This window comes from Caballeronia pedi (assembly GCF_001544915.2).
GTDB lineage: Bacteria > Pseudomonadota > Gammaproteobacteria > Burkholderiales > Burkholderiaceae > Caballeronia > Caballeronia pedi.
The window spans coordinates 35,455-59,766 of record NZ_FCOE02000021.1 but is presented as its reverse complement, the minus strand read 5'-3'; the positions used below and the strand labels follow the sequence as shown (position 1 = coordinate 59,766).

The following is a 24,312-nucleotide window of genomic DNA, read 5'->3' as shown; positions in this document are numbered from 1 at the left end:
ATGAGCCGGTAATCCATGAGGAACCCTGACATTCTGAAATTAGGAGAAAACGCATGCTCAATCTGGCCACTTCCAATGGACTTCTGTTAGAGTACACACGTAGGTACACACAGGAAGTCATCATGCCCATCACCCGAATTTTCCGCAACGGCAACTCGCAAGCGATCCGCATTCCCGCCGAACTGGCCTATCCGGACACGGAGACTGAAGTCGAGATCGAACGGGTGGGCGACGAACTGCGCATTCATCCAGTGCGACGCTCGCTCGCCGGCGCGCTCGACCGCTTCAAGCGCTTCGATTCCGATTTCATGGCGTCGGGACGCAACGAGCCGGAACAAGACGATCGGGAGTTCTTCTGATGCCGCGCTATCTGCTCGACACCAACATGTGCATCTATCTGATGAAGCACCAGCCCGAACAGGTCGCGCGGCGCTTTGCGCAATGCTACGTCGGTGACGTGGTGATGTCGTCGATCACGTACGCCGAACTGCAATTCGGCGTCGCGACGAGCGCGCGGCCGGATCGCGAGCGCGCCAATCTGGCGTCGCTCGTCGAGTTGATCGAAGTCGCGCCGTTCGGGGAGGACGCTGCCGCCGCCTATGGTCCGATCCGCCACGCCTCGCCGGAGCGCAACCGGGGCGCGCTGGACAAGCTGATCGCCGCTCACGCAGTCGCGCTGGGCGTGCCGATCGTCACGAACAACGTCAAGGATTTCGCGAACTACCCCGGCGTGACCGTTGAAAACTGGCTCAGTGGGGACGCGTAGTTCAGGAGAAACGCATCCTCACGATCGGCTAATTTTCCCCGATCAGACTTCCCTCACACGCTGCACGAGAGGAGGGAAAGATGAAGATCGAACCGACGCCCATCGCCGCCGCATCGCTGATCGCCGGGGACGCGGAGCGCGACGTATCGCCTGAAAGCGCGACCGTCGGACCAACCGCTTCGCCCGAACCGATGTGCTACGAAGATCTCCTGCCCTATCTGCTTCTGCCGATGGCCGGCGCGTACTGAACCGAACACCGCTGGAGCACCCGATGTTCATCCGAGACGGCGTCACCTACGAGTTCCATCACATGGGCATCCCGACGCACGAGCCGCGCGAAGGCGAGCGCTACAGCGCGCAGTTCCGCATGTATACGAGCGATGCCGAGTGCGAACTCATGCGCGTGCAGTACCACCGCTTCGAGGAAGGCAGCTCGCTGCCCGAGTTGCTGCGCACGGCGCCGCACGCGGCGTTCAAGGTGAGCGATCTGGCGAAGGCGATCGAAGGGAAGACGGTTCTGCTCGGCCCATACGAACCGATCGATGGCTTTCGCGTCGCGGTCATTCGGGACGGCGACGCGCCCGTCGAACTGATCGAGACGACGCTCACGGACGAGCAGATCTGGGGGCGGGCGAAGAGCGGCACGCAGGCGTCGATTTATCGTCGGGACTAACGCCGCCTGCCGCGAGAATGACGCATCATCGATGCGCCGAAGTGCTGCGCGACGCTCATCATCGAGCGTCGCTGCCAAGCGCGTTCAGGCCGTCACACGCGTGATGCCGCCGCTCGACAGAAGGCGCACGCGCTGGCCGGCGTAGAACATCTGACCATCGGCGGCCTGGGTGATCGCGCGCAGATCGCCATTGTCGAGGCGCACGGTGATTTCGAGGCCCTTCTGCCGTTCGAGATGATCCTGGACCTGATCGCCCGCCACCGCGCCCGCAATGCCGCCGATCACGCCGGCGAGCAGCGAGCCGTGCCCGCGCCCGACCGCGCTGCCGGCAACCGCACCGAGCAGGCCGCCGCCGAGCGCGCCCAGCGGGCTCGACTGGCCGTTGTTGTTCTCGATCGTCACGCCGCGCACGCTCTCGACGGTCGCCATGCGCACGGTTTCTTCGTGCTGGGTCTGCATGCTGTTGTAGACGTCGGCGGAACTGCCCATCGACGCGCACCCGCTCATTCCCACCGTGCAGGCAACGGCCAGTGCGCAGACCGCGATAGTCGACTTGTTCATTTTTTCTCCTCAGATCGGACGATGTCTTGTTGGGATCGGCCCGCGCTTTGTAGCGCGGCGCCATGAAATGCATCGTAAAGACGCTGAATGAGGCGTGAATGAGGACGCGCGGCGTGCTTGACCTGCATGATTGAAGCGCTTATACAGAACTCTCATCGCTCGCGACCGGAGTCCTGAATGACAAGAAACGCGATTCCCATCGTGGTTTGCGCCGTCGCTCTCGCTGCGTGTTCCACCGACGGCTCCAATACCGCCCCGCCACCCGGCGCCACCACGACGACCCTGCCTTCCGGCGGCGTCTACAAAGGCTCGCTCAAAGGCAGCACGGCCGAAGCCACGCTGCTGATGCTCTTCAACGGCACCGCGTATCTCTTCTACGGAGGCGCGGGCGGCACGGGACTCGCGGGCGTCGCGGTCGCGACCAACGGCGCGCAGTCGGGCGACGGACGCTTCACCAGCAATTCGGCGTTCGACTATCGCGTAGGCAAGGCGCCCGCGTCGCCCGCCGTGTTCAGCGCTAACTTCGCGCAGGCGCCCGCCGTCGATGCAACCGTCGCGAACAAGGACGGCAGCGCGGGACTCGCGTTTTCCGGCAGCGCCGCGTCGATGCTCGACATCGCGCCGAGCCGCGCCAACGCGGGCGGCCTCTACAGCGGGCGCGGCATGGCGCTCGGCGGAACGACACAGACGCGCATCACCGTCGCCGGCGACGGTTATCTGGCCGGCACGACGACCTCCGGCTGCATCTTCAAGGGCACGGTGGCGCCGCACGAAGGCGCGAACGCGTACGACGTCTCGGTGACCTTCGGCCCCGCGCCCTGCCCGATTCCCGACGCCACCGTGACCGGTAACGCCGTGCTCGACGGCCCGCGTCTCCTGGTTGCGTTGCCGAGCCCGGACCGCTCGAACGTGTTTCTATTCGACGGCCGGAAATAGATGCTGCATGAGCGGATGCCCGGCCGCGAAAGTTAGTCGTCCACTGCTTACAAAAGCGTTTTCTATCCTAAGATTGTTCACTGCAGGCAGCGTCGTGGCGTTCACGCCGGTTGCTTTCCGGGCCGCGCGCTTCGGCGAAAGTAGTCGTGTGTTGTTCAGTGCAATTTCCGAAGAGCATGGGACCGGACGCGCCGGCACGCGCGCTCCGTTCTATAACAACAGGAGACAAACCAGATGAACGCAACGCTCAAGCTTTTGCCGTTGGCCGTCGGTGCGATGTTCGCCTGCCTGCCGTATGCGAACGCCGCGCAAGACAACGTCAATACGCTTTCCAATTTCCGTCAGACCGGCAACGCCACGCCGGCGGAAAAAATCCCGCAGGCCGGACCGACCGCCGACGCGCTGCGCAAGAACCTCGAACAGATCAAGCTGCCGCCGGGCTTCAAGATCGAGCTGTACGCGGTCGTGCCGGAGGCGCGGCACATGGCGATCGAGCCGTCGACGGGCGTCGTGTTCGTCGGCACGCGCAAGAATCGCGTGTGGCAGGTGACCGATCGCACCAAGCAGCGCGTCGCGAGCGACGTCGTGCAGTTCGCGTCGTCGGTGACGTTCAAGGTGCCCAACGGCGTGTGTTTCTCGCCCGACGGCGTGCTGTATGTCGTCGAGCAGAATCGCGTACTCGCCTTCCCCGCCGCGCAGTTCTTCGGCGAAGGCGGCCCGGACGTGGCGGCGGCGGTCGTCGTGCCGCAGGGCAAGCTCATTCCGACCGCGTTCGAAAGCTTCAACCACGGCGCGCGCGCATGCCGCATCGGACCCGACAAGAAGCTGTACATCGCGCTCGGCCAGCCGTGGAACGTGCCGCCGAAAGACAAACTCGCCGAACTCGACAAGAACGGGCTCGCCGGCATCATCCGCATGGATCAGGACGGCAAGAACCGCGAAGTCTATGCGCACGGCGTGCGCAATTCGGTCGGCCTCGATTTCAATCCGAAGGACAAGACGCTCTGGTTCACGGATAACCAGGTCGACGGCATGGGCGACGACGTTCCGCCCGGCGAGCTGAATCACGCGACGAAAGCCGGCGAGAATTTCGGCTTCCCGTGGTACGGCGGCGGCAAGGTGCGCACGGTGGACTACAAGGACCAGAATCCGCCGGCGGGCGTCGTGTTCCCGCAGGTCGAGTTCGCCGCGCACGCCGCCGACCTCGGCATGTCGTTCTACAACGGCAAGATGTTCCCGCAGAAGTATCAGGGCGGCATCTTCGATGCGGAGCATGGCTCGTGGAACCGCACCACGCCGATCGGCGCGCGCATCATGTACATCCCGGTCAAGGACGATGGCACCGCGGGCGAGGCGGAAGTCTTCGCGGAAGGCTGGCTCACGCCGACCGGCGAATACATGGGCCGCCCCGTCGACGTGCAGATGCTGCAGGACGGCTCGCTCCTCGTCTCCGACGATTACGCGGGCGCGATCTATCGCATTTCGTATACGGGGGCCAAATGAAGCATGCGCTGACGGCGGCGGTGCTGGCCAGCGTTCTGGCGGCGATGTCGCAGGCGTCGTTCGGCGCGGGCGACATCAAGGCCGGGCGCGCGAAAGCGACGCAATGCGCGGCGTGTCATGGCATCGATGGCATGTCGAAACTGCCGGAAGCGCCCAATCTGGCCGGCCAGACGGAGGAATATCTCGTGAAGGCGCTCAACGATTTCCGCACCGGCGAGCGCAAGAACGAGATGATGACGATGATGGCGAAAACCCTGACCGACGCGGATGTCGCCAATCTGGCCGCGTATTACCACAGCCTCGGCAAGCAGTGAGTACGTCGAATGTTGTAAATGTGTTGCAAATTCGCTGCGGTACAAACCCGATTGCGATTTTTTTTGTTTTAGGTGTTGACGTGGAGACTTAAGGGTTTATACTTACACCTGTCTCCTCCATGTCTCAACCGATGTGGATTCAAGCCCGCTCATCTGAAGCGGGCTTTTTTTTGCCCCTGCATTAGCCGGCGTTGCCGCGCCGCGCATCCAGCGCCTTGCGCGATCGTTCCAGTTCTTCCGCGATCAGCCGTTCGTCAGGCAGCACCGTCTGATATTCGGCCGCCAGAATCTTGTTCGGCAGATTGTCGAGCGCGTAGCGCGCCTCGGCACTGCCCTTTCCCGCGCACAGAATCAGCCCGACCGGCGGGTTTTCGCCCGGCTTCATCCAGTGCTCGCGCGCGTAATTCAGATAGAGATGCATCTGACCTGCGTCCGCATAACTGAACCGGCCGACTTTCAGATCGACGACAACCAGGCACTTCAGCCGTCGATGGAAAAACAGCAGATCGACGCGAAACCAGGTGTCGTCGATGCGCAACCGTCTCTGTCGTCCGATGAACGCGAAGTCGTCGCCGAGTTCGAGCAGAAAATCCGCGAGGCGCCGGATCAGCGCTTCCTCCAGATCCGATTCGGAATACTCGTCCTTGATGTCGAGGAATTCGAGGACGAACGGGTCCTTGATCGCTTCCTCGGGTGTGATCGCATCGTCAGGAGCATGCTCGGCGGCCTGTTCCAGCAGCGCGGCCTTGTTGCGCGACAGCGCAAGGCGCTCGTAGAGCTGGCTGTTCACTTGCCGGTCGAGCTGACGGACCGACCAGCCTTCCCGTAACGCTTCGGTTTCATAAAAAGCGCGCGCCGCGTCGCTCTTTACTGAGAGCAGACGCACATAGGCCGACCACGGCAGCGCGAAGCGGGCGGCGAGTGACGCCAGTCGTACGTCGGCGGTAGCGGACGGCAAGGAGAGTGCGGATTCTCCAGACGCCGTCTGGAGTATTGGCGAAGCCATCGGGGATTTTCCAGACGCTGTCTGGAAAATCGTTTCCAGCGGCCATTGCTGATAGAAGGCGCGCATATTGGCGAGGTTCGCCTTGCCGAATCCCCTGCCAAAACGGCTCGTGAGATCGCTGGCCAGCCGCGCGATCAGCGTGTCCCCGTAGACCGCCCGATGTGCCCCGCCCTGCTCCGATTCGACGATCCGTCGACCGATTTCCCAATACGATGCCGTCATGATCGCATTGACGCTTCGTGCGGCGGCGCGCCGCGCGCTCTCGAGCACATCCACGATGCCCGAGCGGAATTCGTCGTAGTCGTCTGCGGCGATCTCGTGTTTGCTCATCCGTCGAAGCTCTCCGTGCGGTGCGGCCCGTCGGGCGCGCATCAGCGCTCGAATATAGCGGAATTTGCCTCCCCGTCGAGGCATGGCATCCGCACGGAGCTTCGGTCTTGTCGTTTGGGTTGGTCTCCCGACGCGCCCCGCGCGCAAGGCTTGGGGTTTGCTTCGCAGGCTCGTGCATTGCGAGCCGCGGACTTTTCCACAGTTTCCGTGCACAAGGCTGTGGATATCGTTCTGGGTACTGCTGCAACGCATTGATTCGACAACACTTCCATCCGACGCCCGGCAATGCGCCCCGTGCGCGCCGCCGGACTCAGTCGCCCTTCGGCACGCAGGACGCGAGCATGGCGTCGACGCGATTCATCTCGATACTGAAAACCGACTGCGGCGCGGTGGCGCTCAACTCGTCGGAGGCGGAGCGCGGCAGCGCCATCGCGATGGTGGCCGTCGCAAGCAGCGCGACAACCACGGACAGGAACCAGGAAAAGACAGCCATTGCCAACCTCGTCAAGAAGATCTCTCGGAATCGGCGCGCGTGAACGTCAGCGCGTGATGTGAAGAGTACGGCTGCGCGGCGCTTCGCACAGCCCTACGGACGGGGGGACTTGAAGGAGGGTAACTACGGACGCAGTTTCGGCGAGGGAATGGTCGGCACGTTCTGGGCGAGCGCCGCGGCCTCCTGGGCGCGCATCGCGCGGATGAAGCCGTCGCGCTCGCGCAGGCGGCTCCAGTAATCGGCAATCGATGGGGCGAAGCGCTCGTTCAGATCGATCAGCTCCGCGAGCATCAGCGCATAGCCGACGGAAATGTCCGCCGCCGTGAAGCGCCCCGCGCACAGAAACGGCTGCGCGGCCAGCAGCGGCGCGAGCGTGCGCAGGCGCGCGTGAAACCAGCGCGCGTAGTCGTCGACGATTTGCGGCTGCCGACGCTCCGGCGGCTCCAGATGCGTATAGCGCAGGACGAGCGTCTGCGGAAAGGTGAGCGTCGCTTCGCCGAAATGCACGAAATTGAGATAGCGGCCGAAATCGGCTTCGTGCGGCGCGACGTCGAGCACGCCCGGCGAGTGGCGCGCCGCCAGATACTGGCAGATCGCAGCCGATTCGGTCATCGAAAGCGCGCCGTCCTCCAGCAGCGGAATCGTGCCGAGCGGGTTCACTTCCTTGAACGCGTGAGCGAGCACGCGCGGCGGAAACGGCAGCATCTTCAGCTCGTACGGCACGCCGATCTCTTCCAGCGCCCACAGCGGCCGGAACGAACGCGCGCTCACGCAATGATGCAGCGTAATCACGTCGGTATCTCCGCTCAGCCGAGCCAGGACGGCTTGCGCTTCTCGAGGAAACTGCGCACGCCTTCGCGCCCTTCGTCCGATGCGCGAATCCGCGCGATGCGCTCGGCCGTCTCCCCGATCAAGGATTCGTCGATGTCCTTGCCCGCGAAGTCCGCGACCAGCTGCTTGCACTCGCGCACGCCGTTCGGACTGTTCGCTGCGATGCTCGCGGCGATCGCGTCGACGCGCGCATCGAGTTGATCGGCGGCGACGGCTTCATGCACGAAGCCGAGCCGCAGCGCTTCGGCGGCATCGAAGCGCTCCGCCGACACGAAATAGCGATGCGCCGCGCGCGCGCCCATCGCGCGAATCACGTACGGTGCGATGGTCGCGGGCATCAGGCCGAGCTTCGCTTCGGAGAGACAGAAGTGCGCCGCCTGCGCCGCGACCGCGATATCGCAGACCGCGACGAGGCCCATGCCGCCCGCGTAGGCGTCACCCTGAACGCGCGCGATCACGGGCTTCGAGCACGCGTAGATCGTGTGGAGCATCGTCGCGAGGCCGAGTGCATCGGCGCGATTTTCCGCTTCCGAATAGCCCGCCATGCGCTTCATCCAGTTGAGGTCCGCGCCCGCGCAGAACGCCGGGCCGCTCGCGGCGAGGATGACCACGCGCACGTTGGCGTCGTCGTCGAGCGCGCGGAAGGCGGCGGTCAGCTCGACGATGGTCGCGTCGTCGAAGGCGTTGCGCACGTCGGGGCGATCGAGCGTCACGCGCGCGACGTGTCCTTCGATGCCGAGCTTAAGGCGTTGCAGATTCGCTGCGTCGGTCATGGTTGTCTCCTGATGCGCCTGAATTGAGCGTCGCTCAATTTATTCAGACTGACAGCTTTGCCTTTGATCGATTAGTGTCCACGAAAAGCGCTGTCGAGGTCAACTCGAATATTTGAGCATGACTCACAAATCAGTCGCGGAACAATCATCCGACGAGTCCTATGTCCGGCATGTCACCGGGCGGCAACACGCGGACGTAATATAGTCGTATATATTACGGTGCTCGCCGAGCCGCACAGCCACACGCTCGCGGCCATTCAGCGTGCCATCCGACGTCGATCCATAAACAGAATTTCAACTCGATTCAAGGAGCTTTACGTGAAGACTCGTATTTTGCGCGCTTTGCTTTCCGCCTTCGTTCCATTAGCCGCGGGCATCGCCGCAACGTCTGCGCTTGCCGGTGAGGTGCAGGTCGCGGTTGCAGCGAACTTCACGGCGCCCGTGCAGGCGATCGCCGCCGACTTCGAAAAGGATACGGGCAACAAGGTCGTCGCGTCCTTCGGGGCGACGGGTCAGTTCTACGCGCAAATCAAGAACGGCGCGCCGTTCGAAGTGTTCCTCGCCGCCGACGACTCCACGCCCGCCAAGCTCGACAGCGAAGGCGCGACCGTTGCCGGCAGCCGCTTCACCTACGCGACGGGCGCACTCGCGCTGTGGTCCGCGAAGGACGGCTACGTCGACGACAAGGGTGACGTGCTGAAGAAAAATGACTTCAAGCACATCGCGATTGCGAACCCGAAGGCCGCGCCCTACGGTCTCGCCGCGTATCAGACGCTCGACAAGCTCGGCCTGGCTACGGAGATCAAGCCGAAGGTCGTCGAAGGCCAGAACATCTCGCAGACGCAGCAGTTCGTCGCGACGGGCAATGCGGAGCTCGGTTTCGTCGCGCTCTCGCAAATCTACAAGGACGGCAAGATCACGAGCGGCTCGGCGTGGGTTGTGCCCGCTGACCTGCATGAGCCGATCAGGCAGGACGCCGTGATCCTGAGCAAGGGCAAGGACAATCCGGTCGCCAAGCAGTTCATCGATTACCTGAAGGGCCCGAAGGCTGCCGCGGTGATCAAGTCCTACGGCTATCAGCTGTAAATCCGGTTACGGAAATGGTGTGGCCGCGATAATCTCGTGTCCCTGCGGCCACCCGTGCAATCAGAAAACATATGGATTCAAACGACTTCGCGGCCATTCTGCTGACGCTCAAACTGGCAAGCGTCGTCACCGTTCTCCTCCTCCTTGTCGGCACTCCGGTTGCATGGTGGCTCGCCCGCACGCGCTCGCGGCTGAAAGGCGCTTTCGCGGCGGTGGTCGCGCTGCCGCTCGTTCTTCCGCCCACCGTCCTGGGCTTCTATCTCCTGTTGACGTTGGGACCGAACGGGCCGGTCGGCAAGCTGACGGAATCATTGGGCCTCGGCGTTTTGCCCTTCACGTTTCCAGGCCTCGTCATCGCATCCGTTTTCTATTCGTTTCCGTTCATGGTTCAACCGGTACAGGGCGCGTTCGAAGCTATCGGTGATCGTCCGCTCGAAGTCGCCGCGACCCTTCGCGCCAGCCCTTGGGAAACCTTCTGGTCGGTCGCCGTTCCGTTGGCCAAACCGGGTTTTCTGTCCGGCTCGATCCTGGCGTTCGCTCACACAGTCGGCGAATTCGGCGTCGTTCTGATGATCGGCGGCAACATTCCAAACAAGACACGCGTGGTCTCGGTGCAGCTTTTCGATCATGTCGAGGCGATGGAATACACCGCGAGCCACTGGCTGGCGGGGTGCATGGTGATCTTCAGCTTCGTCGTCTTGCTGCTGCTGTACACGTTGAGTCCCCAGACCGTGCGAGGCCGCGAAGGATGAATCACATTCGCGCGACTGTCTGCATCGATCGGGGAGCGTTCCAGCTCGACGTCGATCTCGAACTGCCGGGTCGCGGTGTCACCGCGCTCTTCGGCCACTCCGGCTCTGGAAAGACGACGCTGCTTCGCGCCATCGCCGGACTCGAGCGTGCCCCGAACGGCTACGTCGGACTCGGCGATGTCGTCTGGCAGGACGACGCCCGCGACATCTTCGTACCAACGTTTCGGCGCTCGCTTGGCTATGTCTTTCAGGAAGCAAGCCTGTTCGAACATCTCGACGTGCAGGGCAATCTGAATTTCGGCCTCAAGCGCATCGCGGATTCGGAACGGCGCTTCAAGCCGTCGGATATCACCGAACTGCTCGGGATTGGCGACCTCCTGAAGCGCCGGCCCGCTGGCCTGTCAGGCGGAGAGCGTCAGCGCGTCGCCATCGCGCGGGCGTTGCTGACCGCGCCCCGGTTGCTGCTGATGGACGAGCCGCTTGCCGCTCTCGACCTCAAACGGAAGCAGGAAATCCTTCCGTATCTCGAACGGCTGCACGACGAGCTGTCGATTCCCATCATCTACGTGAGTCATTCGCCGGATGAAGTGGCGCGGCTGGCCGACCATCTCGTGCTGCTCGATGCAGGCAAGGCCGTCGCCAGCGGTCCGCTGACCGAAACGCTGGCCCGTGCAGACCTCCCGCAAGCCTTCGCCGACGATGCCGGCGTGGTGCTCGAAACGGTCGTCGGCGCCCATGACGATGATCACCTGACGCGACTGGATTTCGCCGGGGGAAGCGTCTATGTCGCCATGCGGCCGGAAGCGATCGGCCGGCGGCTGCGATGTCGTGTGCATGCGCGCGATGTCAGTCTCACGCTGGAGAAACCCGCTGCGACGAGCATCCTCAATCTGTTACCAGGCGTCGTAACGGATATCGTACCCACCGATCCCGCCGGTCACGTCCTGGTACAGCTCCACTTGGGCAAGACACCGCTCCTCGCACGCATAACGGAACGGTCCAGGAAGACGCTCGATCTCACGAAGGGCCAAGAGGTCTGGGCTCAGGTGAAATCTGTCGCCTTGCTCGATTGAACTTACCTGGCGTCGTTGTACACGGTCGCGCGCGACACGCCCAAATGCTGCGCGACCGTCTCCATGGACCGGCGCAACTCCAGAAATCCCTCGTCCTTCAGCGCCTGCATCAGCGCCCTGCGTTGGTCCGTGCGTAACGCCTGCGGTGTGGTCGCGAGGCTGATCGCGAACTTGTCGATACGCTCGCGCAGCGATTTCGCGTTCGACGGGTCGAGCGTCTCATTGACGACGCCGTCCTTCGGAACCGAAAACTGCTCCAGCAACGTCGTGATGCTGCGAAAGAGCGTCACGTCGACATTCAGACACAGCGCAGCGAAATAGTGCCCGTCCGAATCCTTGATTCCGATGGACGTGCTCTTGGCCTGACGCCCGTCCGCCAACCGGTTTGCGTAGTTCGCAAGGACTTGAGGATAGTCGTCGTCCGCAAGCCGCGCGAGGCCGAGTTCGGTCGCCGGATCGCCAACCCGCCGCCCGGACAGATTGTTGTGGATTGCCAGGATGGCATGCTTCGGTGTCCGCAGATCATGGACCACGACTTCGGTAAACGGAGCCAGCGTCTCGCCAAGCCCCGCCGCGATGTGCTTGACCTGATCGAGGATCACCTGCTGCTCGCTGGTCAGCTTGATTTTTGCCATTCTGGACGTTTCATCAAAATTTAGGTTTATTGTATAGCGTGGCACGCTTCCTCGGAAAGCTGGTGGATGTCCCTACCGCTGCCCGCAATCGTAATCTTGATTTTTTGTCCAGTTTTGGACATAATTTTCAGAACAGCCGATTTCACCCTGGAACGTTTGCCATGAACACTCCTGAGCTTCCGACCTATGCCGACGTCGAAGCCGCCGCCTCCCGCATCGCGGGCGTCGCGCATCGCACGCCGGTTCAGACATCGCGCACGCTGAACGAAATCATCGGCGCCGAAGTTTTCTTCAAGTGCGAGAACTTCCAGCGCATGGGCGCCTTCAAGTTTCGCGGCGCATTCAATGCGCTCTCGAAGTTTTCGCCCGCGCAGCGCGAGGCTGGCGTGGTCGCATTCTCCTCCGGCAATCACGCTCAGGGCATTGCGCTGTCCGCGAAGATTCTCGGCGTTCCGACCACCATCGTGATGCCGCACGATGCACCTGCCAGCAAGGTCGCCGCCACGAAGGGCTACGGCGCGACGGTCGTTTCGTTCGACCGCTACACCGAAGACCGCGAAGCAATCGGCCGCCGTCTCGCCGAAGAAAAGGGACTCACGCTGATTCCGCCGTACGACCATCCGGACATCCTGTCGGGACAGGGCACCGCCGCGAAAGAACTGTTCGAGGAAGTCGGCGCGCTGGACTATTTGTTCGTACCGCTGGGCGGCGGCGGACTTCTGTCCGGAACGGCGCTCTCGACGCGCGCGCTCGCGCCGCAGTGCGTGCTCTATGGCGTCGAACCGGAAGCCGGCAACGACGGGCAGCAGTCCTTCAGGAGCGGTGAGATCGTGCACATCGACACACCGAAGACCATCGCGGACGGCGCGCAGACCCAGCATCTCGGCAACTACACGTTCGGCATCATCAGACGCGACGTCGATGACATCCTCACCGCCACCGACGCCGAGCTCGTGAGCGCGATGAAGTTTTTCGCCTCACGCATGAAAATGCTCGTGGAACCGACCGGATGTCTCGGACTGGCTGCCGCGCTGAATCGGAAGGATGCGCTCACAGGCAAGCGCGTCGGCGTGATCCTGAGCGGCGGCAATGTCGACCTCGAGCGGTTCTGTGCGCTGACGGCGGAGTGAACGCCATGTCGACCGTATTCGAGAAGCTGATTGCATTGCTCGAACGCGAACAAGCCCGCTTTCGCGTGCTCGAACATCCTGCCGAAGGGCGGTGCGACGTGGTCGCCGCCATTCGTGGAACGGCGCCGGGGCAAGGTGCGAAGGCCATGCTCTGCAAGAGCAAAGCCGACGATCAGGCGCTGGTCCTCGCCATCCTTCCCGGCGACAAAAAGCTGGACTTCAGAAAAGTAGCGGCGGCGGCGGGACTCAAAAAAGCCACGCTCGCGTCACCCGATGAAGCGCAACGTGAAACCGGATGCGCGATCGGCGCCATTCCGCCGTTCTCGCTTTCGCCGTCGATCAAACTGATCGTCGATCCGGCGCTGACCGGTGACTTCGAAGAGATTGCTTTCAACGCCGGACGACTCGACAGATCGATGATTCTCGATTCGGCCGATTACCTGCGGATTGCGAAGCCGCTTCTTCATCCACTGTGCGCCTGAGCAACGTCGCCGTTGCCCGGGGATTCAATGTCCTTCGGGAAACAGCGCCGCTTGCACCATTGCCCTGGCCGCGGCGCCCTTGTCGGCCAGGAATGCGTCGCGATCCTTGCCGACGATCCAGGCGGGCGCTCGCCCGCGGCCGCTCCATGTCGAGCCGCTAGCCGGGTCGCGATATTTCGCGGAGGGTTCATCCGGCTGAGCGCCGGACTTGCGGCCCATCAGTTCGTTGATGGAGATGCCGTACTCGCGCATCTTCTGCACGATCTCGATCATCACCTGGCGCGTCTCGCGCTCTTTGGCTTCAGCCAGTTGTTTATTCAATGCTTCCTGCTGCGCGCGCAGTTGAGCGATTTCGATGCTCTTATATGCCATAGCTTTGGGAATCTATCGCCGATGCTTTAGTCGATCGGCCTAAGGGAATAGTGCCGTAATTATAGGCCGTCTTTCCGCTCGCTCTTTTTCTGCGCCGCACGGTCGCACTCATTTCCAGGCGAGCGCGAGAAAGTTGCGTACCACGGCCGACGAATCATCGCGCCGCGACGCCACCGCCAGTCGCGCGCGAAGTCCTCGCGCCACCAGAGGTCTATAGACGACGCCCGGCACCCGCACCTGCGTGATGGCTTTCGGCACGATGGAGATGCCGAGCCCCGCCGCGACGAGCGTAACAGCGGACGCCATCTGCGGCGCGCGCTGGGCCAGTCGCGGTTCGAAACCCGCTTCGGCGCATGCCGCGACGATGTCGTCGAATAGCGCGCCGCCGGCTTCGCGCGGCACTTGCACGAAGGGTTCGTCGGCGAGTTCCGCGAGACCGATCCGTTTGCGCGACACAAGCGGATGAGCGACGGGTAGCGCGACCAGCATCGGCTCGACCTGCCAGTCCTTCTGTTGCAGGACGTCGGCGATTCGCCTTTCCGGCCGAACGATGGCGATGTCGAGCTGCCCCGCTTCGAGGCCGCCCAGAAGGAGGCCGGAGGCCGCTTCATGCAAGGTCAGTTCAGCATCGGGATACGCTTCGCGAAATTCGCGAATCAGGCCCGATACGTGTTCGTTGAACGCCGCGGTGCCGGTGAAACCTACGCGCAGGTGCCCGGTTTCGCCGCGTGCCGCACGTTTTGCGGCGCGTGCGGCGCGCTCGGCATCGGCCAATACGCGTCGAGCTTCGTCGGCGAATACTCGCCCCGCCTCGGTCAGATCCGCGCCACGCGCAGTGCGCTTGAACAACTCGACGTCGAGTTCCTTTTCGAGCGCCTTGATCTGTTGACTGAGCGGCGGCTGGCCTATCCCGAGAACTTCAGCCGCCCTCGTGAAATTCGCCGACTCGGCCACTGCCAGAAAGTAGCGTAGATGTCGAAGCTCCATCGATTCGATCTCCTTGCAAAAACGTGCGGCATTCGAGCCAGTGGCGAAACATATCGCTCGGCATGGTTTCATATATTGGACATATGAATTGACTTTGGCAAGAATGAGTCTGTTCCCGATAAGCCGAGCACGCACAATGTCTTCGCCCTCATTCTCAACGCTGGTGACACCACAACGCCCCACGCTGCCAATCGGCGTATTGCCGAGTTCGGCGGCGTATCGGCGTATTGCGGTCGCGCTTTTTCTTGCCGGCTTTTCGACGTTCTCGCTTCTTTATTGCGTTCAACCGCTGCTTCCTGCCTTCGCGCAGCAGTTCAATATTGGCGCAGCGGCGAGTTCACTTTCGCTGTCGCTGTCAACGGGATTTCTCGCGCTGTCCATTCTTTGCGCGGGCGCCTTGTCCGAACGTGTCGGGCGACGCGGACTGATGTTCGCATCGATGACCCTCGCGGCGCTGTTCAACATGCTTGCGGCGAGCGCGCCGAGCTGGCACTGGATGCTGACGTGGCGCGCGCTGGAAGGATTCGCGCTTGGCGGCGTCCCTGCCGTCGCCATGGCGTATCTCGCCGAAGAGATCGCGGCTGAGGGACTCGGTTTCTCGATGGGCCTTTACGTCGGCGGAACAGCCTTCGGCGGCATGATCGGTCGCATCGGCATGAGCGCGCTGGAGGAATACTTTTCCTGGCGAACCGCGATGATGACCATCGGTCTCGTCGACCTGCTCGCAGCCGTCGCGTTCGTGATGTTGCTTCCGCCGTCGCGCCGCTTTATCAAGCGCACCGATCTGACGCTTCGACATCATCTCCTGCTATGGCGCGCACAACTTCTGCACGCTCGCCTGCCATTGGTCTTCGCGATCGGCTTTCTCGTGATGGGCGCGTTCGTCACGATCTACAACTACGCCGCGTTCCGGCTCATGGCGAAGCCGTTCAACCTGAGTGCGACGGAATGCGGTCTGATCTTCGGCGCCTATCTGTTCGGCATGGTGTCGTCGTCGAGCGCGGGCGCGCTTGCCGACAGGCTCGGTCGCGCGCCCGTTCTGGTCAGCGGCGTTCTATTGTTCGCCGTGGGCGTCGTACTGACGCTCTTCGTTTCGATCGCCGCTGTCGTCGCCGGCATCGTGCTCATCACGATTGGCTTTTTCGTGACTCACTCGGTAGCCAGCGGATGGGTCGGGCAACTGGCCGGCTCCGCCAAGGGTCACGCGGCATCGCTCTATTTGCTGGCGTACTACGTCGGATCGAGCGTGCTGGGCTCGGTGGGCGGCTCGTTCTGGCAGCATGGCGCGTGGCCCGCCGTTACGGCGTATGTCGGCGTCCTGCTCGCGCTTTGCCTCATCGTGACCCTGCGCATCAGTCGTCAGCCTGCCTGCAGCGCTTCAGTCAAGTGACGCGTCGCACGTTTGCTTGAATGACGCGTTCGTTGCCGGCCGTTCCATTGCGGCGAGGCGCTGAAGCGTCACCAGTCCGAGCACCGCAAGCCCGAGTCCCAGCGTGAAGTCGGCGTGTACGCCCGCGCGGTCGACGATCGCGCCGCCCACCGCCGAACCCGCCGCGATCGCGACCTGGATGATGCTGACGAACATCGCCGAACCGGCTTCGGGCAAGTCCGCCGTGCCACGCTGAATCCACACGCTGAAGCACAGCGGCAGCGCGCCGAACGCGATTCCCCACAGCAGCATTCCCGCAGTCTCGCCGATGGTCGAGTGTTCGAGCAGCAACATCGACGACAGCGCGCCGAGCAGCAGCAGGACCATCACTGCGACGGACTTCTTGAGGTGGTTCGAGACCGCCATCGACATCAACGCATTCGAGAAAAAGCCGATGAGCCCGAAGCCGAACAGCAGGAGCGTGATCGTGCTCAACGAAAAATCCTGTTCGAGCAGCGGCGCGATGTACGTGTAGGTCGAAAAGTGCGCGCCGAATACGAGCGCGACCATCAGCATGCTCATGCGCGTGTGAGGGCGTCGCAGCAGCGTTTTGAAATCGGCGATGCGCAACGCCGACGCCGACGGCAGCGAAGGCACCAGCAACGCTTGCGCGACCAGCGCGACCGCCACGAGTCCCGCCGTGGCGGCGAACGACAGACGCCACGACGCGAACGACGCGATGAATGTCCCGAGCGGCACGCCGATGACCGTCGCGCAGGTGACGCCCGTCAGAATGGTGGCGGTCGCTCTGGCGGCATCCTTGGCCTGCACGAGGCGCGGTGCGGCGGCGGTCGCGAGCGTCCAGAAGCCGCCCAGCGCGGCGCCGAGCAAGGCCCGTCCGATCAGCATGACCGGCATGCTCGTCGAGACGGCGCACACGATGTTCGCAATCAGCAGCACTGCGGTGAGCAGCAGGAAGACGTATCGGCGGTCCATGCGGCCTGCACTGACGATGAGCGTCGGCGCGAAGATCGCCGCCATGACGCCGGGTGTCGTGACCATCAGGCCCGCGACGCCGGTCGATACGCCGAGATCCTGCGCGATCTGCGGCAGCAGGCCGACCGGCAGAAACTCCGCCGTCACGAACGCGAACGCGCTCACGGCGACAGCGATGACCGCAAGCCATTGACGCACCGACGTCGAACCTGTTTCTAACGATATTGGATTTGCAGGTGTATCGATTTGCATGGTGACATTGATGCTGGATAGAAGCCGACCACTTTAGGCCGCGCCCGGTTTGGGAAAAAGCACCGTGCCTTGAACAATGTTGACGGCGTGGCCGAACAATAGGCGTGCGGATGAAGAGCGAACGTAGTTCGCCCTCGAAAAAAGATGTGTTCGGGAAAGAAGGTCGATTAGAGCGAGCCGGCATGACTACCGGCTCGTCCATCGTTTCCGGGGTCAGGACTGCACGAATGCGAGCAGGTCGGCGTTGAGGACGTCCGCGTTGATCGTCAGCATGCCATGCGAAAAGCCGGGATAAGTCTTCAGCGTGCCGTTCTTCAGCAGTTTGATGGACTTCAACGCCGCGTCGGCGATAGGCACGATCTGATCGTCTTCACCGTGCAACACGAGCGTCGGCACGGAAATCGACTTCAGGTCTTCGGTCTGGTCCGTCTCCGAGAACGCCTTGATGCCTTCGTAATGCGCCTTCGCGCTGCCTTCCATGCCCTGACGCCACCAGTTCTGAATGACACCCTGATGAACGGTCGCACCCGACCGGTTGAATCCGTAGAACGGCCCCGCCGGAACATCGACGAAGAACTGCGCGCGATTATCGGCCAGCGCCTTGCGGAAGCCGTCGAAGACTTCGATAGGCAGACCTTCCGGATTGGCTTCGGTCTTCAGCATCAGCGGCGGCACCGCGCTGACGAGCACCGCCTTTGCAACGCGTCCCGACGGCTCGCCGTGCTTCGCCACATATCGCGCGACTTCGCCGCCGCCCGTCGAGTGCCCGATATGGACGGCATTCTTCAGGTCCAGCGCCTCGACGACTGCGAAGGCGTCGGCGGCGTAGTGGTCCATGTCGTGACCATCGGAGACTTGCGACGAGCGGCCGTGCCCGCGCCGGTCGTGCGCGACCACCCGATATCCCTTCTGGAGGAAAAACAGCAATTGCGCATCCCAGTCATCCGAGGAAAGCGGCCAGCCATGATGAAAGACGATGGGTTGCGCGTCCTTCGGCCCCCAGTCCTTATAGAAAATCTCGACGTTATCTTTGGTCGTGACGAACGGCATGGTGATCCTCACTCGTTGGAAGGTTTGGAGCAGGACGCCGGACCAAGCTTGAAGACTCGGCGCCGGCTTCGACGTTCTTGCAGGCCATACAAAGGAGACCGACGACGCTCAGCCGAACTTCACCAGATTGAGCGCTGGCAAAGGACCGCCCGGAAACTGAACGAGGCGCGCACCGACAGCAAGTGAACCGAGATCGATACCGAAGAATCCGAGCCGGTCTATCAGTGCGCCGATTTCAGCTTTCGAGTCCGCATCGTCGCCCGAGTAGAACAGTACACGCTTACCGCCTTCGCTGGATGGATCGCCCGTCAGCAAGTGGGGTTGCAGATGGTTGAAGCCCTTGACGACCCTCGCGCCAGGCACCAGATCGGTGAATACTTCCGACGACGCGCGCGTGCCGAGGTCGACGGGTTTGAACAACGGCGCTTCGATCGGATTGTTCGTATCGACCACGATCCGGCCCGCGAAATCGGGCAAGCCATCGAGCGCGGCAGGCAGCTTCGACCAGTTCACCGCGACGAACACGATGTCCTTCGACGCCGCTTCTTCACGCGTGCCGGGCGTGACGCTCGCGCCGATGGCCGAAGCGCGTTCCCTGAGGCTCTCCGGTCCGCGACTGTTCGACAGCGTTACAGCGATGTCCTTTCGAGCGAGCGCGGTCGCAATTGCTTCGCCGATATTACCGGCCCCGATAATTCCGATGCTATGCATGGCAATGCTCCTTCGACATTCCGATTAGTGGGATTCAAGCCGTCAGACCGCCGTCGGCGACGATATCCGCGCCTGTGATGAAAGCGGCTTCGGGCGTCGCGAGATAGGCGACGACGCTCGCGATCTCGGCGGGCTGGCCATAACGGCCGATCGCCATGCCGGGGCCGACGATCGCGGCGACGGGTCCGTCGGCCGGGTTCATGTCCGTGTCGGTGGGTCCGGGATGCACGGTGTTGACCGTGATGCCCTTCGGGCCGAGATCGCGCACGAGACTGCGATTGAATCCCGTGATCGCGCCTTTCGTGAGCGTGTAGACGGACGCGGTCGGAAACGCCGCATACCGCGTCATCGACGAGCCGATGTGAATCACGCGGCCGCCCTGCTTCATGTGGCGCACGGCTTCCTGAGTCGCGACGAAGACGCCGGTCACGTTGACGGCGAGCATGCGCTCGAAGTCCTCGAACCTGTAGTCCTTGATCGGCGCATTGATCGCCATGCCGGCGTTGTTCACGAGAATGTCGATGCCGCCGAGCTTTTCGACTGTCGCAGCCACCGCCGCGCGCACCGCCGATGGCTCGCCCGAGTCGGCCTGAATCGCAAGCGCCCTGCCGCCCGCGGCTTCGATTTCGCCGACGACCTCGGCCGCGCGCTCGGGCGACGCGCTGTACGTCAATGCAACGGCAGCGCCGTCTTGCGCGAGCCGCTTCGCAATCGCCGCTCCGATGGACCGCGAGCCGCCGGTGACCAGCGCTACCTTGCCGCCGAGAGGTTTCAGATCGTTGCTCATTGCTTCGCTCCTTGCTTGGTTTGGGTTGAAGCAACTATGGCGGCTTCGAAGCTCAAGCGTTAGTAGGAAGCGGCTTGTTATACTTTCAACGTTTGCTTGAAGAAGATGCAATGGAAACGCTCGCCAATCTCGAATCGTTCATCCGCAGCGCGGAGCACGGGAGCTTCTCTGAAGCCGCTCGATGGCTGTCTCTGACGCCGGCAGCGGTGAGCCGCAATGTCGCGATGCTCGAACGCAATCTCGGCGTGCGGCTCTTTCATCGCTCGACCCGCAAGCTGACTCTGACCGAAGCCGGCGAATCGTTCCGGCTGGCCATATCGGACAGTCTGAGTGGCATTCAGGCCGCCATCGCGGGCATCGCGGGTGACGGCGGCGAACCTGCGGGCGTTCTCAAGCTCAGCCTGGCGCCGACTTTCGGCGTGGCGCATATCCTGCCGCTGCTGCCTGGCTTCCTTGAGCGGTATCCGCGCATCAAGCCCGAATGGCACTTCGAGAACCGGCAAGTCGATCTGATCGCGGAGGGGTACGACGTCGCGATCGGTGGAGGGTTCGACCTTTCGCCGACGGTCGTCGCGCGGACACTGGCGCCTGCGCATGTGATCGCGGTCGCATCGCCGGGCTACATGGCCGATAAGACGCCGCCACGCGAGCCTGCCGACCTGCAGGCGTTTCGCGGCATCGTCATGCGTTCCTTGCAGTCGGGCCGCGTGCGCCATTGGACCATGCGCGACGTGACCGGCCGCGAAGCGCCAGTGCGTCTGCAGGAGTCGTTCGTCGTAAACGATCCGTCCGCGATGCGCGGGGCCGCCTTGCTCGGTATGGGTGTCGCCATGCTCGCCACGGCGGACGTGCTGGCGGATCTCGAAAATGGCGCATTGGTCCGACTCGCGCCGCGCTGGTATTCGGATGCGGGCGCGATCTCGATGTACTTCCCGTCGCGAACGCTTTTGCCCGCAAAAACGCGCGCGTTCATCGACTGGGTCGTGAACGCGTTCGAGGCCGAGAAACTCGCGGAACGATTTGCCGGGAGCCTCGATCTTCGGTCATCCCGTTCAGGCTGAATCTACGCGCCCGAACGCGCCTTCAGCGCCGCATACTGCAAGAGCATGATCGTCTTGCCGTCCATGATTTCGCCGCGCTCTATCATGTGCAGCGCCGTTTGCACCGGGACTTCGATCGTCTCGATTTCCTCGCCTTCTTCCTCGACGCCGCCGCCGTCCGACACGCGCATCGAACCGTCGTACTCGCCGAGATAGAAATAGAGCTTTTCCGTCACCGATCCGGGACTCATGAACGCCTCGAAAATCTTCTCGACGTGATGCACGCGATATCCCGTTTCCTCTTCCACTTCGGCGCGAATGCGCTCTTCCGGCGACGCGTTGTCGAGCAAACCGCCGGGCGTCTCTATCAACATGCCGTGGTGGCCGTTGACGAATGCGGGCATGCGGAACTGGCGCGTCAGAAGCACGTTGCCCGTCTTGCGGTCGTGCAGCAGGATGGTCGCGCCGTTGCCGCGGTCGTACGTTTCGCGGCTTTGACGCTGCCAGGTGCCGTCGCGGCGCAGGAAGTCGAAGGTGACCTTTCTGAGGACGTACCAGTCGTCCGAAAGGATCTCAGTTTTGAGGATGCGGACGCGCTCTTTCGTTTCCATCGCTTCACCTGTTCGACATTTAATCGGGCCCATGGTAGCGTGCAGTTTCGTGCAATATCAAGTGAATTCGTGCAAACCCATGTTGACCAGCCAACGCAAGAAAGCGATCCTCGATACCCTCAAACGCGAGGGCCAGGTGCTCGCCAGCGATCTGAGCGCGCACTTCGGCGTCTCGGAAGACACCGTCCGGCGCGACTTGCGCGAACTCGCAGCCGAAGGCCTGTTGCAACGCGTGCATGGCGGCGCGCTGCCGGCGTCGCCTGCCATTGCGCCGTTCGCAAGGCGTCAGGAAATGGAATCGGACGCGAAGCGGCGCATCGCGAAAAAAGCGGCGGAAATGATCGGACCGGGGCAGGTCGTCATCATCGATGGCGGCACCACGTCCGCACTGCTCGTGCGGCAACTGCCCGAGCACCTTTGCGCGACGCTCGTCACGCATAGTCCGAGCGTCGCGGTTGCGCTGGCGGAGCATGCGTCGGTCGAAGTCGTGCTGATCGGCGGCAAGCTCTACAAGCATTCGATCGTCACGGTCGGCGCGGCGGCCGTCGACGCCATGTCGCACATCCACGCCGACATCTATTTCATGGGCGTCACCGGCGTGCATCCGGCCGCCGGCCTCACCACCGGCGATTTCGAGGAAGCGCATATCAAGCGGGCGCTCGCGGCGCGCGCGGCGGAAACCGTCGTGCTGGCGTCGGCGGCGAAGCTCAACGCGGCGTCGGCTTACAGGATCGGGGCGATCGAACTGGCGCAGACGATCATCGTCGAGGATGCGGCTGACGCGAAGCTCACCGAGCCGATCGAGCAAGCCGGAATTACCGTGCTGCGCGCGTGATATGGCGACGTTTTTTTACCGGGTAACGCGCCGAAAAAAACGGGCCGGGTCCTGTAATTGTATTTCCACCCCAACTGGAATAGCGTTGAATGATGTGCCATGTCCGGTCAACAGCGGAGGCCGGTTTTCCGTTAAAGGCATCGTCACAGCGAACAATTTTTCTGGAGAAGGTCGTGAATCGCCTGAAGGCTTTAATCGCGCTGTCGCTGATCGCGAGCGCGGGCGTGACCGCCAATGCATACGCCTGGGCTCGCGTCGGCGTGTGGGTCGGCGGACCCGTGTATTACCCGTATCCCGTCGCGCCGGCGCCGTATTACTACTATCCGCCGCCGCCCGTGGTCGTCGCGCCGTCCGCGCCGGTGCAATACGTCGAGCAGGGCCAGCCTGCCGCCGATCCCGGCGCGCCCGCGCAGCAGCCCGGCCTGTGGTACTACTGCGACTCCGCGAGAGCCTACTACCCGTACGTAAAGCAATGCGCCGGCGCATGGCGCCCGGTTCCGGCGACGCCCCCGCCGTCGAACTGACGCTTCCGGCGCTTTGAAAACCGACGACGAAACGAATTTGCAAGAATCCATGAACTACTCAAGGCTTGCCCTGCTCCTTGCGGGAATCGGCGCGCTCGGCCTTTCGGCCTGCACCGTGATGCCCACCGGTCCCAGCGTGATGGCGCTGCCCGGCAGCACCAAGACGTTCGACCAGTTCCGTGCCGACGACGCCTCGTGCCGGCAGTTCGCCCTCAATCAGGTCGGCGGCGTGGACGCGAATCAGGCCGCGACCAACAGCGCGGTCGGCAGTGCGGTCGTCGGCACCGCGATCGGCGCTGCCGCGGGCGCGGCGTTCGGCGGCGGCTCGGGTGCGGCCATCGGCGCGGGCGCGGGTCTGCTGACCGGCAGCGCGTTCGGCGTCGGCGCATCGCAGGCATCGGGCTACAACGTGCAGCAGCGTTACGACTACGCATATCTGCAATGCATGTACGCCGCCGGCGACAAGGTGCCGGTGCGCGGCGCGGTGCGCACGACCCAGCCTTACGGCTCGTCATACACCACGCCACCGCCGCCTCCGCCCCCGGCCGGCTGGCAACCGCCGCCTGGAGCGTACTGACGGATTCGTCATCGCCGCACGCGCCGGTCATCGCCACCGGCGTTGAGCGGCGCGTCGGGCACGAACGCGGGCGCGACGAGCAAGCCCGTCACCCAGCCGATATAGAAGCGCAGGTCGCTCCAGAACTCCGTTCGTTCGTAGATGCGAAACGCCTGCACGTGCGCGAGCCATAGCGCGACTTGCAGCATGCCCGTCAGCACGAGCCAGGCGAGCGCAATGACACCCGTCGCCCGCGCGCAGCGCCTGAACGTGCGCGCGTCCCATTGTTGCCGCACGATGATGCATCCCGCGATCAGCACGCAGATCACCGGAATCACGCTCGTCACGAGCACGTGCACGCTCCATCCGAATATCACGCCGGCGACAAAGCTGACGATCACCGCGAACGCCGCCACCGGCCACGCGATCCATGACGGCCCGCGCGCGGCCATCCACGCAATTGTGATGAAAAAAGGCGTGATCGCCCATTGCAGCGCCAGCCCGACGGCCCTCGCGAGATTCTCGGCCGCCTGCTCGTTGGAGTGACTTGCCGCGACATACACGGTGATCGCCTCATGCACGCACACGGCGACGACCGCGAAGCTCAACGCCTCGCACGCCGCGAAGGCCGGCGACTTTTCCGCGTGCGCGGGCGCGTCGCCAAGGCCACGCAGGCGCTCCAGAACGGGCTCGACGAAGAACGCGAGAATCGCGCCGATTAACAGCGCGGCGGCCGCATCCGTCAGGGAAAAGTGGCCGAACAGCGAAAAGAGACCTTGCCACAGGAACTCGGGCGCGGCGGCGCACACGGCCACCCACAGCGCGAAGAAGAACCCGTTCGAAGCACTTCTGAGCGGCATGGCCACCTCGATGCGTTT

At 63.2% G+C, this 24,312-nt stretch carries 31 protein-coding genes; 17 read left to right on the top strand and 14 right to left on the bottom strand.

The window, feature by feature from the left end:
- The first annotated feature begins 122 nt into the window (after window positions 1–122).
- The 4 genes from vapB (at window position 123) to AWB80_RS26455 (ending at window position 1,439) form a co-directional block, all read left to right on the top strand.
- Complete coding sequence (vapB, locus tag AWB80_RS26465) at window positions 123–359, top strand: type II toxin-antitoxin system VapB family antitoxin (RefSeq protein WP_061177632.1); 237 nt, start codon at window positions 123–125, stop codon at window positions 357–359.
- The gene (locus AWB80_RS26460; RefSeq protein WP_061177631.1) at window positions 359–766 is read left to right on the top strand and encodes a type II toxin-antitoxin system VapC family toxin; all 408 of its coding nucleotides are present in this window, start codon (window positions 359–361) and stop codon (window positions 764–766) included. Before vapB ends, AWB80_RS26460 begins: the two co-directional genes overlap by 1 nt.
- Window positions 767–846: 80 nt before the next feature.
- Window positions 847–1,014, top strand: a complete 168-nt coding sequence (locus AWB80_RS44455; protein WP_167390477.1) for a hypothetical protein — start codon at window positions 847–849, stop codon at window positions 1,012–1,014.
- 23 nt (window positions 1,015–1,037) lie between these two features.
- Window positions 1,038–1,439: a hypothetical protein gene (locus tag AWB80_RS26455; RefSeq protein WP_061177630.1), complete on the top strand. Its 402-nt coding sequence runs from the start codon at window positions 1,038–1,040 to the stop codon at window positions 1,437–1,439.
- 84 nt (window positions 1,440–1,523) lie between these two features.
- Here AWB80_RS26455 and AWB80_RS26450 read toward each other — a convergent pair whose 3' ends face one another.
- On the bottom strand, window positions 1,524–2,000 hold the full coding sequence (locus tag AWB80_RS26450; protein ID WP_061177629.1) for an outer membrane lipoprotein: 477 nt from the start codon (window positions 1,998–2,000) through the stop codon (window positions 1,524–1,526).
- A gap of 177 nt (window positions 2,001–2,177) precedes the next feature.
- On the opposite strand from AWB80_RS26450, the gene AWB80_RS26445 reads away from it, so the two are divergent.
- The 3 genes from AWB80_RS26445 to AWB80_RS26435 all read left to right on the top strand — a co-directional run bounded on the left by AWB80_RS26445 (window position 2,178) and on the right by AWB80_RS26435 (window position 4,753).
- Complete coding sequence (locus AWB80_RS26445) at window positions 2,178–2,936, top strand: hypothetical protein (RefSeq protein ID WP_061177628.1); 759 nt, start codon at window positions 2,178–2,180, stop codon at window positions 2,934–2,936.
- Between the two features lie 234 nt (window positions 2,937–3,170).
- Window positions 3,171–4,439 (top strand): PQQ-dependent sugar dehydrogenase, encoded by a 1,269-nt coding sequence (locus tag AWB80_RS26440; RefSeq protein ID WP_061177627.1) that lies wholly within the window; start codon window positions 3,171–3,173, stop codon window positions 4,437–4,439.
- Window positions 4,436–4,753, top strand: a complete 318-nt coding sequence (locus tag AWB80_RS26435; protein ID WP_208635691.1) for a c-type cytochrome — start codon at window positions 4,436–4,438, stop codon at window positions 4,751–4,753. The genes AWB80_RS26440 and AWB80_RS26435 overlap by 4 nt, the downstream gene beginning before the upstream one ends.
- 181 nt (window positions 4,754–4,934) lie before the next feature.
- On the opposite strand, the gene AWB80_RS26430 is transcribed toward AWB80_RS26435, so the two are convergent.
- The 4 genes from AWB80_RS26430 to AWB80_RS26415 all read right to left on the bottom strand — a co-directional run bounded on the left by AWB80_RS26430 (window position 4,935) and on the right by AWB80_RS26415 (window position 8,186).
- A complete protein-coding gene (locus AWB80_RS26430) occupies window positions 4,935–6,089 on the bottom strand; it encodes a PDDEXK nuclease domain-containing protein (RefSeq protein WP_061177626.1) in 1,155 nt (384 codons plus the stop codon).
- Window positions 6,090–6,399: 310 nt separating this feature from the next.
- Complete coding sequence (locus AWB80_RS26425; protein WP_061177625.1) at window positions 6,400–6,582, bottom strand: hypothetical protein; 183 nt, start codon at window positions 6,580–6,582, stop codon at window positions 6,400–6,402.
- 123 nt (window positions 6,583–6,705) lie between these two features.
- Entirely contained in the window at window positions 6,706–7,374 is a 669-nt protein-coding gene (locus AWB80_RS26420) for a glutathione S-transferase family protein (RefSeq protein ID WP_061177624.1), read from the bottom strand.
- Between the two features lie 14 nt (window positions 7,375–7,388).
- Window positions 7,389–8,186, bottom strand: a complete 798-nt coding sequence (locus AWB80_RS26415; protein ID WP_061177623.1) for an enoyl-CoA hydratase/isomerase family protein — start codon at window positions 8,184–8,186, stop codon at window positions 7,389–7,391.
- Between the two features lie 318 nt (window positions 8,187–8,504).
- Between AWB80_RS26415 and modA the strand changes: the two genes are divergently transcribed.
- From modA to modC, 3 genes are all read left to right on the top strand, one after another.
- On the top strand, window positions 8,505–9,272 hold the full coding sequence (modA, locus tag AWB80_RS26410; RefSeq protein ID WP_208635690.1) for a molybdate ABC transporter substrate-binding protein: 768 nt from the start codon (window positions 8,505–8,507) through the stop codon (window positions 9,270–9,272).
- A gap of 71 nt (window positions 9,273–9,343) precedes the next feature.
- The gene (gene modB / locus AWB80_RS26405) at window positions 9,344–10,024 is read left to right on the top strand and encodes a molybdate ABC transporter permease subunit (RefSeq protein ID WP_061177622.1); all 681 of its coding nucleotides are present in this window, start codon (window positions 9,344–9,346) and stop codon (window positions 10,022–10,024) included.
- Entirely contained in the window at window positions 10,021–11,097 is a 1,077-nt protein-coding gene (gene modC / locus AWB80_RS26400) for a molybdenum ABC transporter ATP-binding protein (RefSeq protein ID WP_061177621.1), read from the top strand. Before modB ends, modC begins: the two co-directional genes overlap by 4 nt.
- A 2-nt stretch (window positions 11,098–11,099) precedes the next feature.
- Here modC and AWB80_RS26395 read toward each other — a convergent pair whose 3' ends face one another.
- On the bottom strand, window positions 11,100–11,732 hold the full coding sequence (locus tag AWB80_RS26395; protein WP_061177620.1) for a helix-turn-helix transcriptional regulator: 633 nt from the start codon (window positions 11,730–11,732) through the stop codon (window positions 11,100–11,102).
- A 161-nt stretch (window positions 11,733–11,893) separates the two neighbouring features.
- Here AWB80_RS26395 and AWB80_RS26390 point away from each other — a divergent pair, with 161 nt between their 5' ends.
- Both AWB80_RS26390 and AWB80_RS26385 read left to right on the top strand, forming a co-directional pair.
- Window positions 11,894–12,862, top strand: a complete 969-nt coding sequence (locus AWB80_RS26390) for a threo-3-hydroxy-L-aspartate ammonia-lyase (protein WP_061177619.1) — start codon at window positions 11,894–11,896, stop codon at window positions 12,860–12,862.
- Window positions 12,863–12,867: 5 nt separating this feature from the next.
- A complete protein-coding gene (locus AWB80_RS26385; protein WP_061177690.1) occupies window positions 12,868–13,344 on the top strand; it encodes a YbaK/prolyl-tRNA synthetase associated domain-containing protein in 477 nt (158 codons plus the stop codon).
- A 24-nt stretch (window positions 13,345–13,368) separates the two neighbouring features.
- Here AWB80_RS26385 and AWB80_RS26380 read toward each other — a convergent pair whose 3' ends face one another.
- Together AWB80_RS26380 and AWB80_RS26375 are read right to left on the bottom strand one after the other, a co-directional pair.
- Window positions 13,369–13,716, bottom strand: coding sequence for an H-NS histone family protein (locus AWB80_RS26380; RefSeq protein WP_061177618.1), 348 nt, complete (start codon window positions 13,714–13,716; stop codon window positions 13,369–13,371).
- Between the two features lie 108 nt (window positions 13,717–13,824).
- Window positions 13,825–14,703, bottom strand: coding sequence for a LysR family transcriptional regulator (locus tag AWB80_RS26375; protein WP_061177617.1), 879 nt, complete (start codon window positions 14,701–14,703; stop codon window positions 13,825–13,827).
- Window positions 14,704–14,839: 136 nt separating this feature from the next.
- Between AWB80_RS26375 and AWB80_RS26370 the strand changes: the two genes are divergently transcribed.
- Window positions 14,840–16,093 carry an MFS transporter gene (locus AWB80_RS26370; protein ID WP_061177616.1) on the top strand — a complete coding sequence of 418 codons (1,254 nt, stop codon included), beginning with the start codon at window positions 14,840–14,842 and terminating at the stop codon, window positions 16,091–16,093.
- On the opposite strand, the gene AWB80_RS26365 is transcribed toward AWB80_RS26370, so the two are convergent.
- The 4 genes from AWB80_RS26365 to AWB80_RS26350 all read right to left on the bottom strand — a co-directional run bounded on the left by AWB80_RS26365 (window position 16,082) and on the right by AWB80_RS26350 (window position 19,868).
- Window positions 16,082–17,320, bottom strand: coding sequence for an MFS transporter (locus tag AWB80_RS26365; RefSeq protein ID WP_061177615.1), 1,239 nt, complete (start codon window positions 17,318–17,320; stop codon window positions 16,082–16,084). The two genes, AWB80_RS26370 and AWB80_RS26365, sit on opposite strands and share 12 nt — an antisense overlap.
- Before the next feature lie 213 nt (window positions 17,321–17,533).
- On the bottom strand, window positions 17,534–18,370 hold the full coding sequence (locus AWB80_RS26360) for an alpha/beta fold hydrolase (protein WP_061177614.1): 837 nt from the start codon (window positions 18,368–18,370) through the stop codon (window positions 17,534–17,536).
- Window positions 18,371–18,478: 108 nt separating this feature from the next.
- Window positions 18,479–19,081 carry an NADPH-dependent F420 reductase gene (locus AWB80_RS26355; RefSeq protein ID WP_061177613.1) on the bottom strand — a complete coding sequence of 201 codons (603 nt, stop codon included), beginning with the start codon at window positions 19,079–19,081 and terminating at the stop codon, window positions 18,479–18,481.
- Window positions 19,082–19,115: 34 nt separating this feature from the next.
- Entirely contained in the window at window positions 19,116–19,868 is a 753-nt protein-coding gene (locus AWB80_RS26350; RefSeq protein ID WP_061177612.1) for a 3-oxoacyl-ACP reductase family protein, read from the bottom strand.
- Window positions 19,869–19,978: 110 nt separating this feature from the next.
- On the opposite strand from AWB80_RS26350, the gene AWB80_RS26345 reads away from it, so the two are divergent.
- Window positions 19,979–20,929 carry a LysR family transcriptional regulator gene (locus AWB80_RS26345; RefSeq protein WP_061177611.1) on the top strand — a complete coding sequence of 317 codons (951 nt, stop codon included), beginning with the start codon at window positions 19,979–19,981 and terminating at the stop codon, window positions 20,927–20,929.
- A 2-nt stretch (window positions 20,930–20,931) separates the two neighbouring features.
- Here the strand turns inward: AWB80_RS26345 and AWB80_RS26340 are convergent, their stop codons facing one another.
- Complete coding sequence (locus AWB80_RS26340; protein ID WP_061177610.1) at window positions 20,932–21,519, bottom strand: NUDIX domain-containing protein; 588 nt, start codon at window positions 21,517–21,519, stop codon at window positions 20,932–20,934.
- A gap of 31 nt (window positions 21,520–21,550) precedes the next feature.
- On the opposite strand from AWB80_RS26340, the gene AWB80_RS26335 reads away from it, so the two are divergent.
- From AWB80_RS26335 to AWB80_RS26325, 3 genes are all read left to right on the top strand, one after another.
- The gene (locus AWB80_RS26335) at window positions 21,551–22,354 is read left to right on the top strand and encodes a DeoR/GlpR family DNA-binding transcription regulator (protein ID WP_061177609.1); all 804 of its coding nucleotides are present in this window, start codon (window positions 21,551–21,553) and stop codon (window positions 22,352–22,354) included.
- A gap of 173 nt (window positions 22,355–22,527) precedes the next feature.
- Complete coding sequence (locus tag AWB80_RS26330) at window positions 22,528–22,878, top strand: hypothetical protein (protein WP_061177608.1); 351 nt, start codon at window positions 22,528–22,530, stop codon at window positions 22,876–22,878.
- A 49-nt stretch (window positions 22,879–22,927) separates the two neighbouring features.
- On the top strand, window positions 22,928–23,455 hold the full coding sequence (locus AWB80_RS26325; RefSeq protein WP_061177689.1) for a YMGG-like glycine zipper-containing protein: 528 nt from the start codon (window positions 22,928–22,930) through the stop codon (window positions 23,453–23,455).
- A gap of 8 nt (window positions 23,456–23,463) precedes the next feature.
- Here AWB80_RS26325 and AWB80_RS26320 read toward each other — a convergent pair whose 3' ends face one another.
- A complete protein-coding gene (locus AWB80_RS26320; protein WP_244206747.1) occupies window positions 23,464–24,294 on the bottom strand; it encodes a beta/alpha barrel domain-containing protein in 831 nt (276 codons plus the stop codon).
- Window positions 24,295–24,312 lie beyond the last annotated feature (18 nt).

What these genes read in the sequence shown, in the direction of transcription:
- modB (WP_061177622.1), top strand. Translation starts at nt 9,344, where the DNA reads ATGGATTCAAACGACTTCGCGGCCATTCTGCTGACGCTCAAACTGGCA.
- AWB80_RS26460 (WP_061177631.1), top strand. Translation starts at nt 359, where the DNA reads ATGCCGCGCTATCTGCTCGACACCAACATGTGCATCTATCTGATGAAG.
- AWB80_RS26435 (WP_208635691.1), top strand. Translation starts at nt 4,436, where the DNA reads ATGAAGCATGCGCTGACGGCGGCGGTGCTGGCCAGCGTTCTGGCGGCG.
- AWB80_RS26455 (WP_061177630.1), top strand. Translation starts at nt 1,038, where the DNA reads ATGTTCATCCGAGACGGCGTCACCTACGAGTTCCATCACATGGGCATC.
- AWB80_RS26365 (WP_061177615.1), bottom strand. Translation starts at nt 17,320, where the DNA reads ATGCAAATCGATACACCTGCAAATCCAATATCGTTAGAAACAGGTTCG.
- AWB80_RS26440 (WP_061177627.1), top strand. Translation starts at nt 3,171, where the DNA reads ATGAACGCAACGCTCAAGCTTTTGCCGTTGGCCGTCGGTGCGATGTTC.
- AWB80_RS26370 (WP_061177616.1), top strand. Translation starts at nt 14,840, where the DNA reads ATGTCTTCGCCCTCATTCTCAACGCTGGTGACACCACAACGCCCCACG.
- AWB80_RS44455 (WP_167390477.1), top strand. Translation starts at nt 847, where the DNA reads ATGAAGATCGAACCGACGCCCATCGCCGCCGCATCGCTGATCGCCGGG.
- AWB80_RS26430 (WP_061177626.1), bottom strand. Translation starts at nt 6,089, where the DNA reads ATGAGCAAACACGAGATCGCCGCAGACGACTACGACGAATTCCGCTCG.
- AWB80_RS26390 (WP_061177619.1), top strand. Translation starts at nt 11,894, where the DNA reads ATGAACACTCCTGAGCTTCCGACCTATGCCGACGTCGAAGCCGCCGCC.
- AWB80_RS26380 (WP_061177618.1), bottom strand. Translation starts at nt 13,716, where the DNA reads ATGGCATATAAGAGCATCGAAATCGCTCAACTGCGCGCGCAGCAGGAA.
- AWB80_RS26335 (WP_061177609.1), top strand. Translation starts at nt 21,551, where the DNA reads ATGGTAGCGTGCAGTTTCGTGCAATATCAAGTGAATTCGTGCAAACCC.
- AWB80_RS26360 (WP_061177614.1), bottom strand. Translation starts at nt 18,370, where the DNA reads ATGCCGTTCGTCACGACCAAAGATAACGTCGAGATTTTCTATAAGGAC.
- AWB80_RS26350 (WP_061177612.1), bottom strand. Translation starts at nt 19,868, where the DNA reads ATGAGCAACGATCTGAAACCTCTCGGCGGCAAGGTAGCGCTGGTCACC.
- AWB80_RS26325 (WP_061177689.1), top strand. Translation starts at nt 22,928, where the DNA reads ATGAACTACTCAAGGCTTGCCCTGCTCCTTGCGGGAATCGGCGCGCTC.
- vapB (WP_061177632.1), top strand. Translation starts at nt 123, where the DNA reads ATGCCCATCACCCGAATTTTCCGCAACGGCAACTCGCAAGCGATCCGC.
- AWB80_RS26395 (WP_061177620.1), bottom strand. Translation starts at nt 11,732, where the DNA reads ATGGCAAAAATCAAGCTGACCAGCGAGCAGCAGGTGATCCTCGATCAG.
- modC (WP_061177621.1), top strand. Translation starts at nt 10,021, where the DNA reads ATGAATCACATTCGCGCGACTGTCTGCATCGATCGGGGAGCGTTCCAG.
- AWB80_RS26345 (WP_061177611.1), top strand. Translation starts at nt 19,979, where the DNA reads ATGGAAACGCTCGCCAATCTCGAATCGTTCATCCGCAGCGCGGAGCAC.
- AWB80_RS26415 (WP_061177623.1), bottom strand. Translation starts at nt 8,186, where the DNA reads ATGACCGACGCAGCGAATCTGCAACGCCTTAAGCTCGGCATCGAAGGA.
- AWB80_RS26355 (WP_061177613.1), bottom strand. Translation starts at nt 19,081, where the DNA reads ATGCATAGCATCGGAATTATCGGGGCCGGTAATATCGGCGAAGCAATT.
- AWB80_RS26450 (WP_061177629.1), bottom strand. Translation starts at nt 2,000, where the DNA reads ATGAACAAGTCGACTATCGCGGTCTGCGCACTGGCCGTTGCCTGCACG.
- AWB80_RS26340 (WP_061177610.1), bottom strand. Translation starts at nt 21,519, where the DNA reads ATGGAAACGAAAGAGCGCGTCCGCATCCTCAAAACTGAGATCCTTTCG.
- AWB80_RS26320 (WP_244206747.1), bottom strand. Translation starts at nt 24,294, where the DNA reads ATGCCGCTCAGAAGTGCTTCGAACGGGTTCTTCTTCGCGCTGTGGGTG.
- AWB80_RS26445 (WP_061177628.1), top strand. Translation starts at nt 2,178, where the DNA reads ATGACAAGAAACGCGATTCCCATCGTGGTTTGCGCCGTCGCTCTCGCT.
- AWB80_RS26385 (WP_061177690.1), top strand. Translation starts at nt 12,868, where the DNA reads ATGTCGACCGTATTCGAGAAGCTGATTGCATTGCTCGAACGCGAACAA.
- AWB80_RS26375 (WP_061177617.1), bottom strand. Translation starts at nt 14,703, where the DNA reads ATGGAGCTTCGACATCTACGCTACTTTCTGGCAGTGGCCGAGTCGGCG.
- AWB80_RS26425 (WP_061177625.1), bottom strand. Translation starts at nt 6,582, where the DNA reads ATGGCTGTCTTTTCCTGGTTCCTGTCCGTGGTTGTCGCGCTGCTTGCG.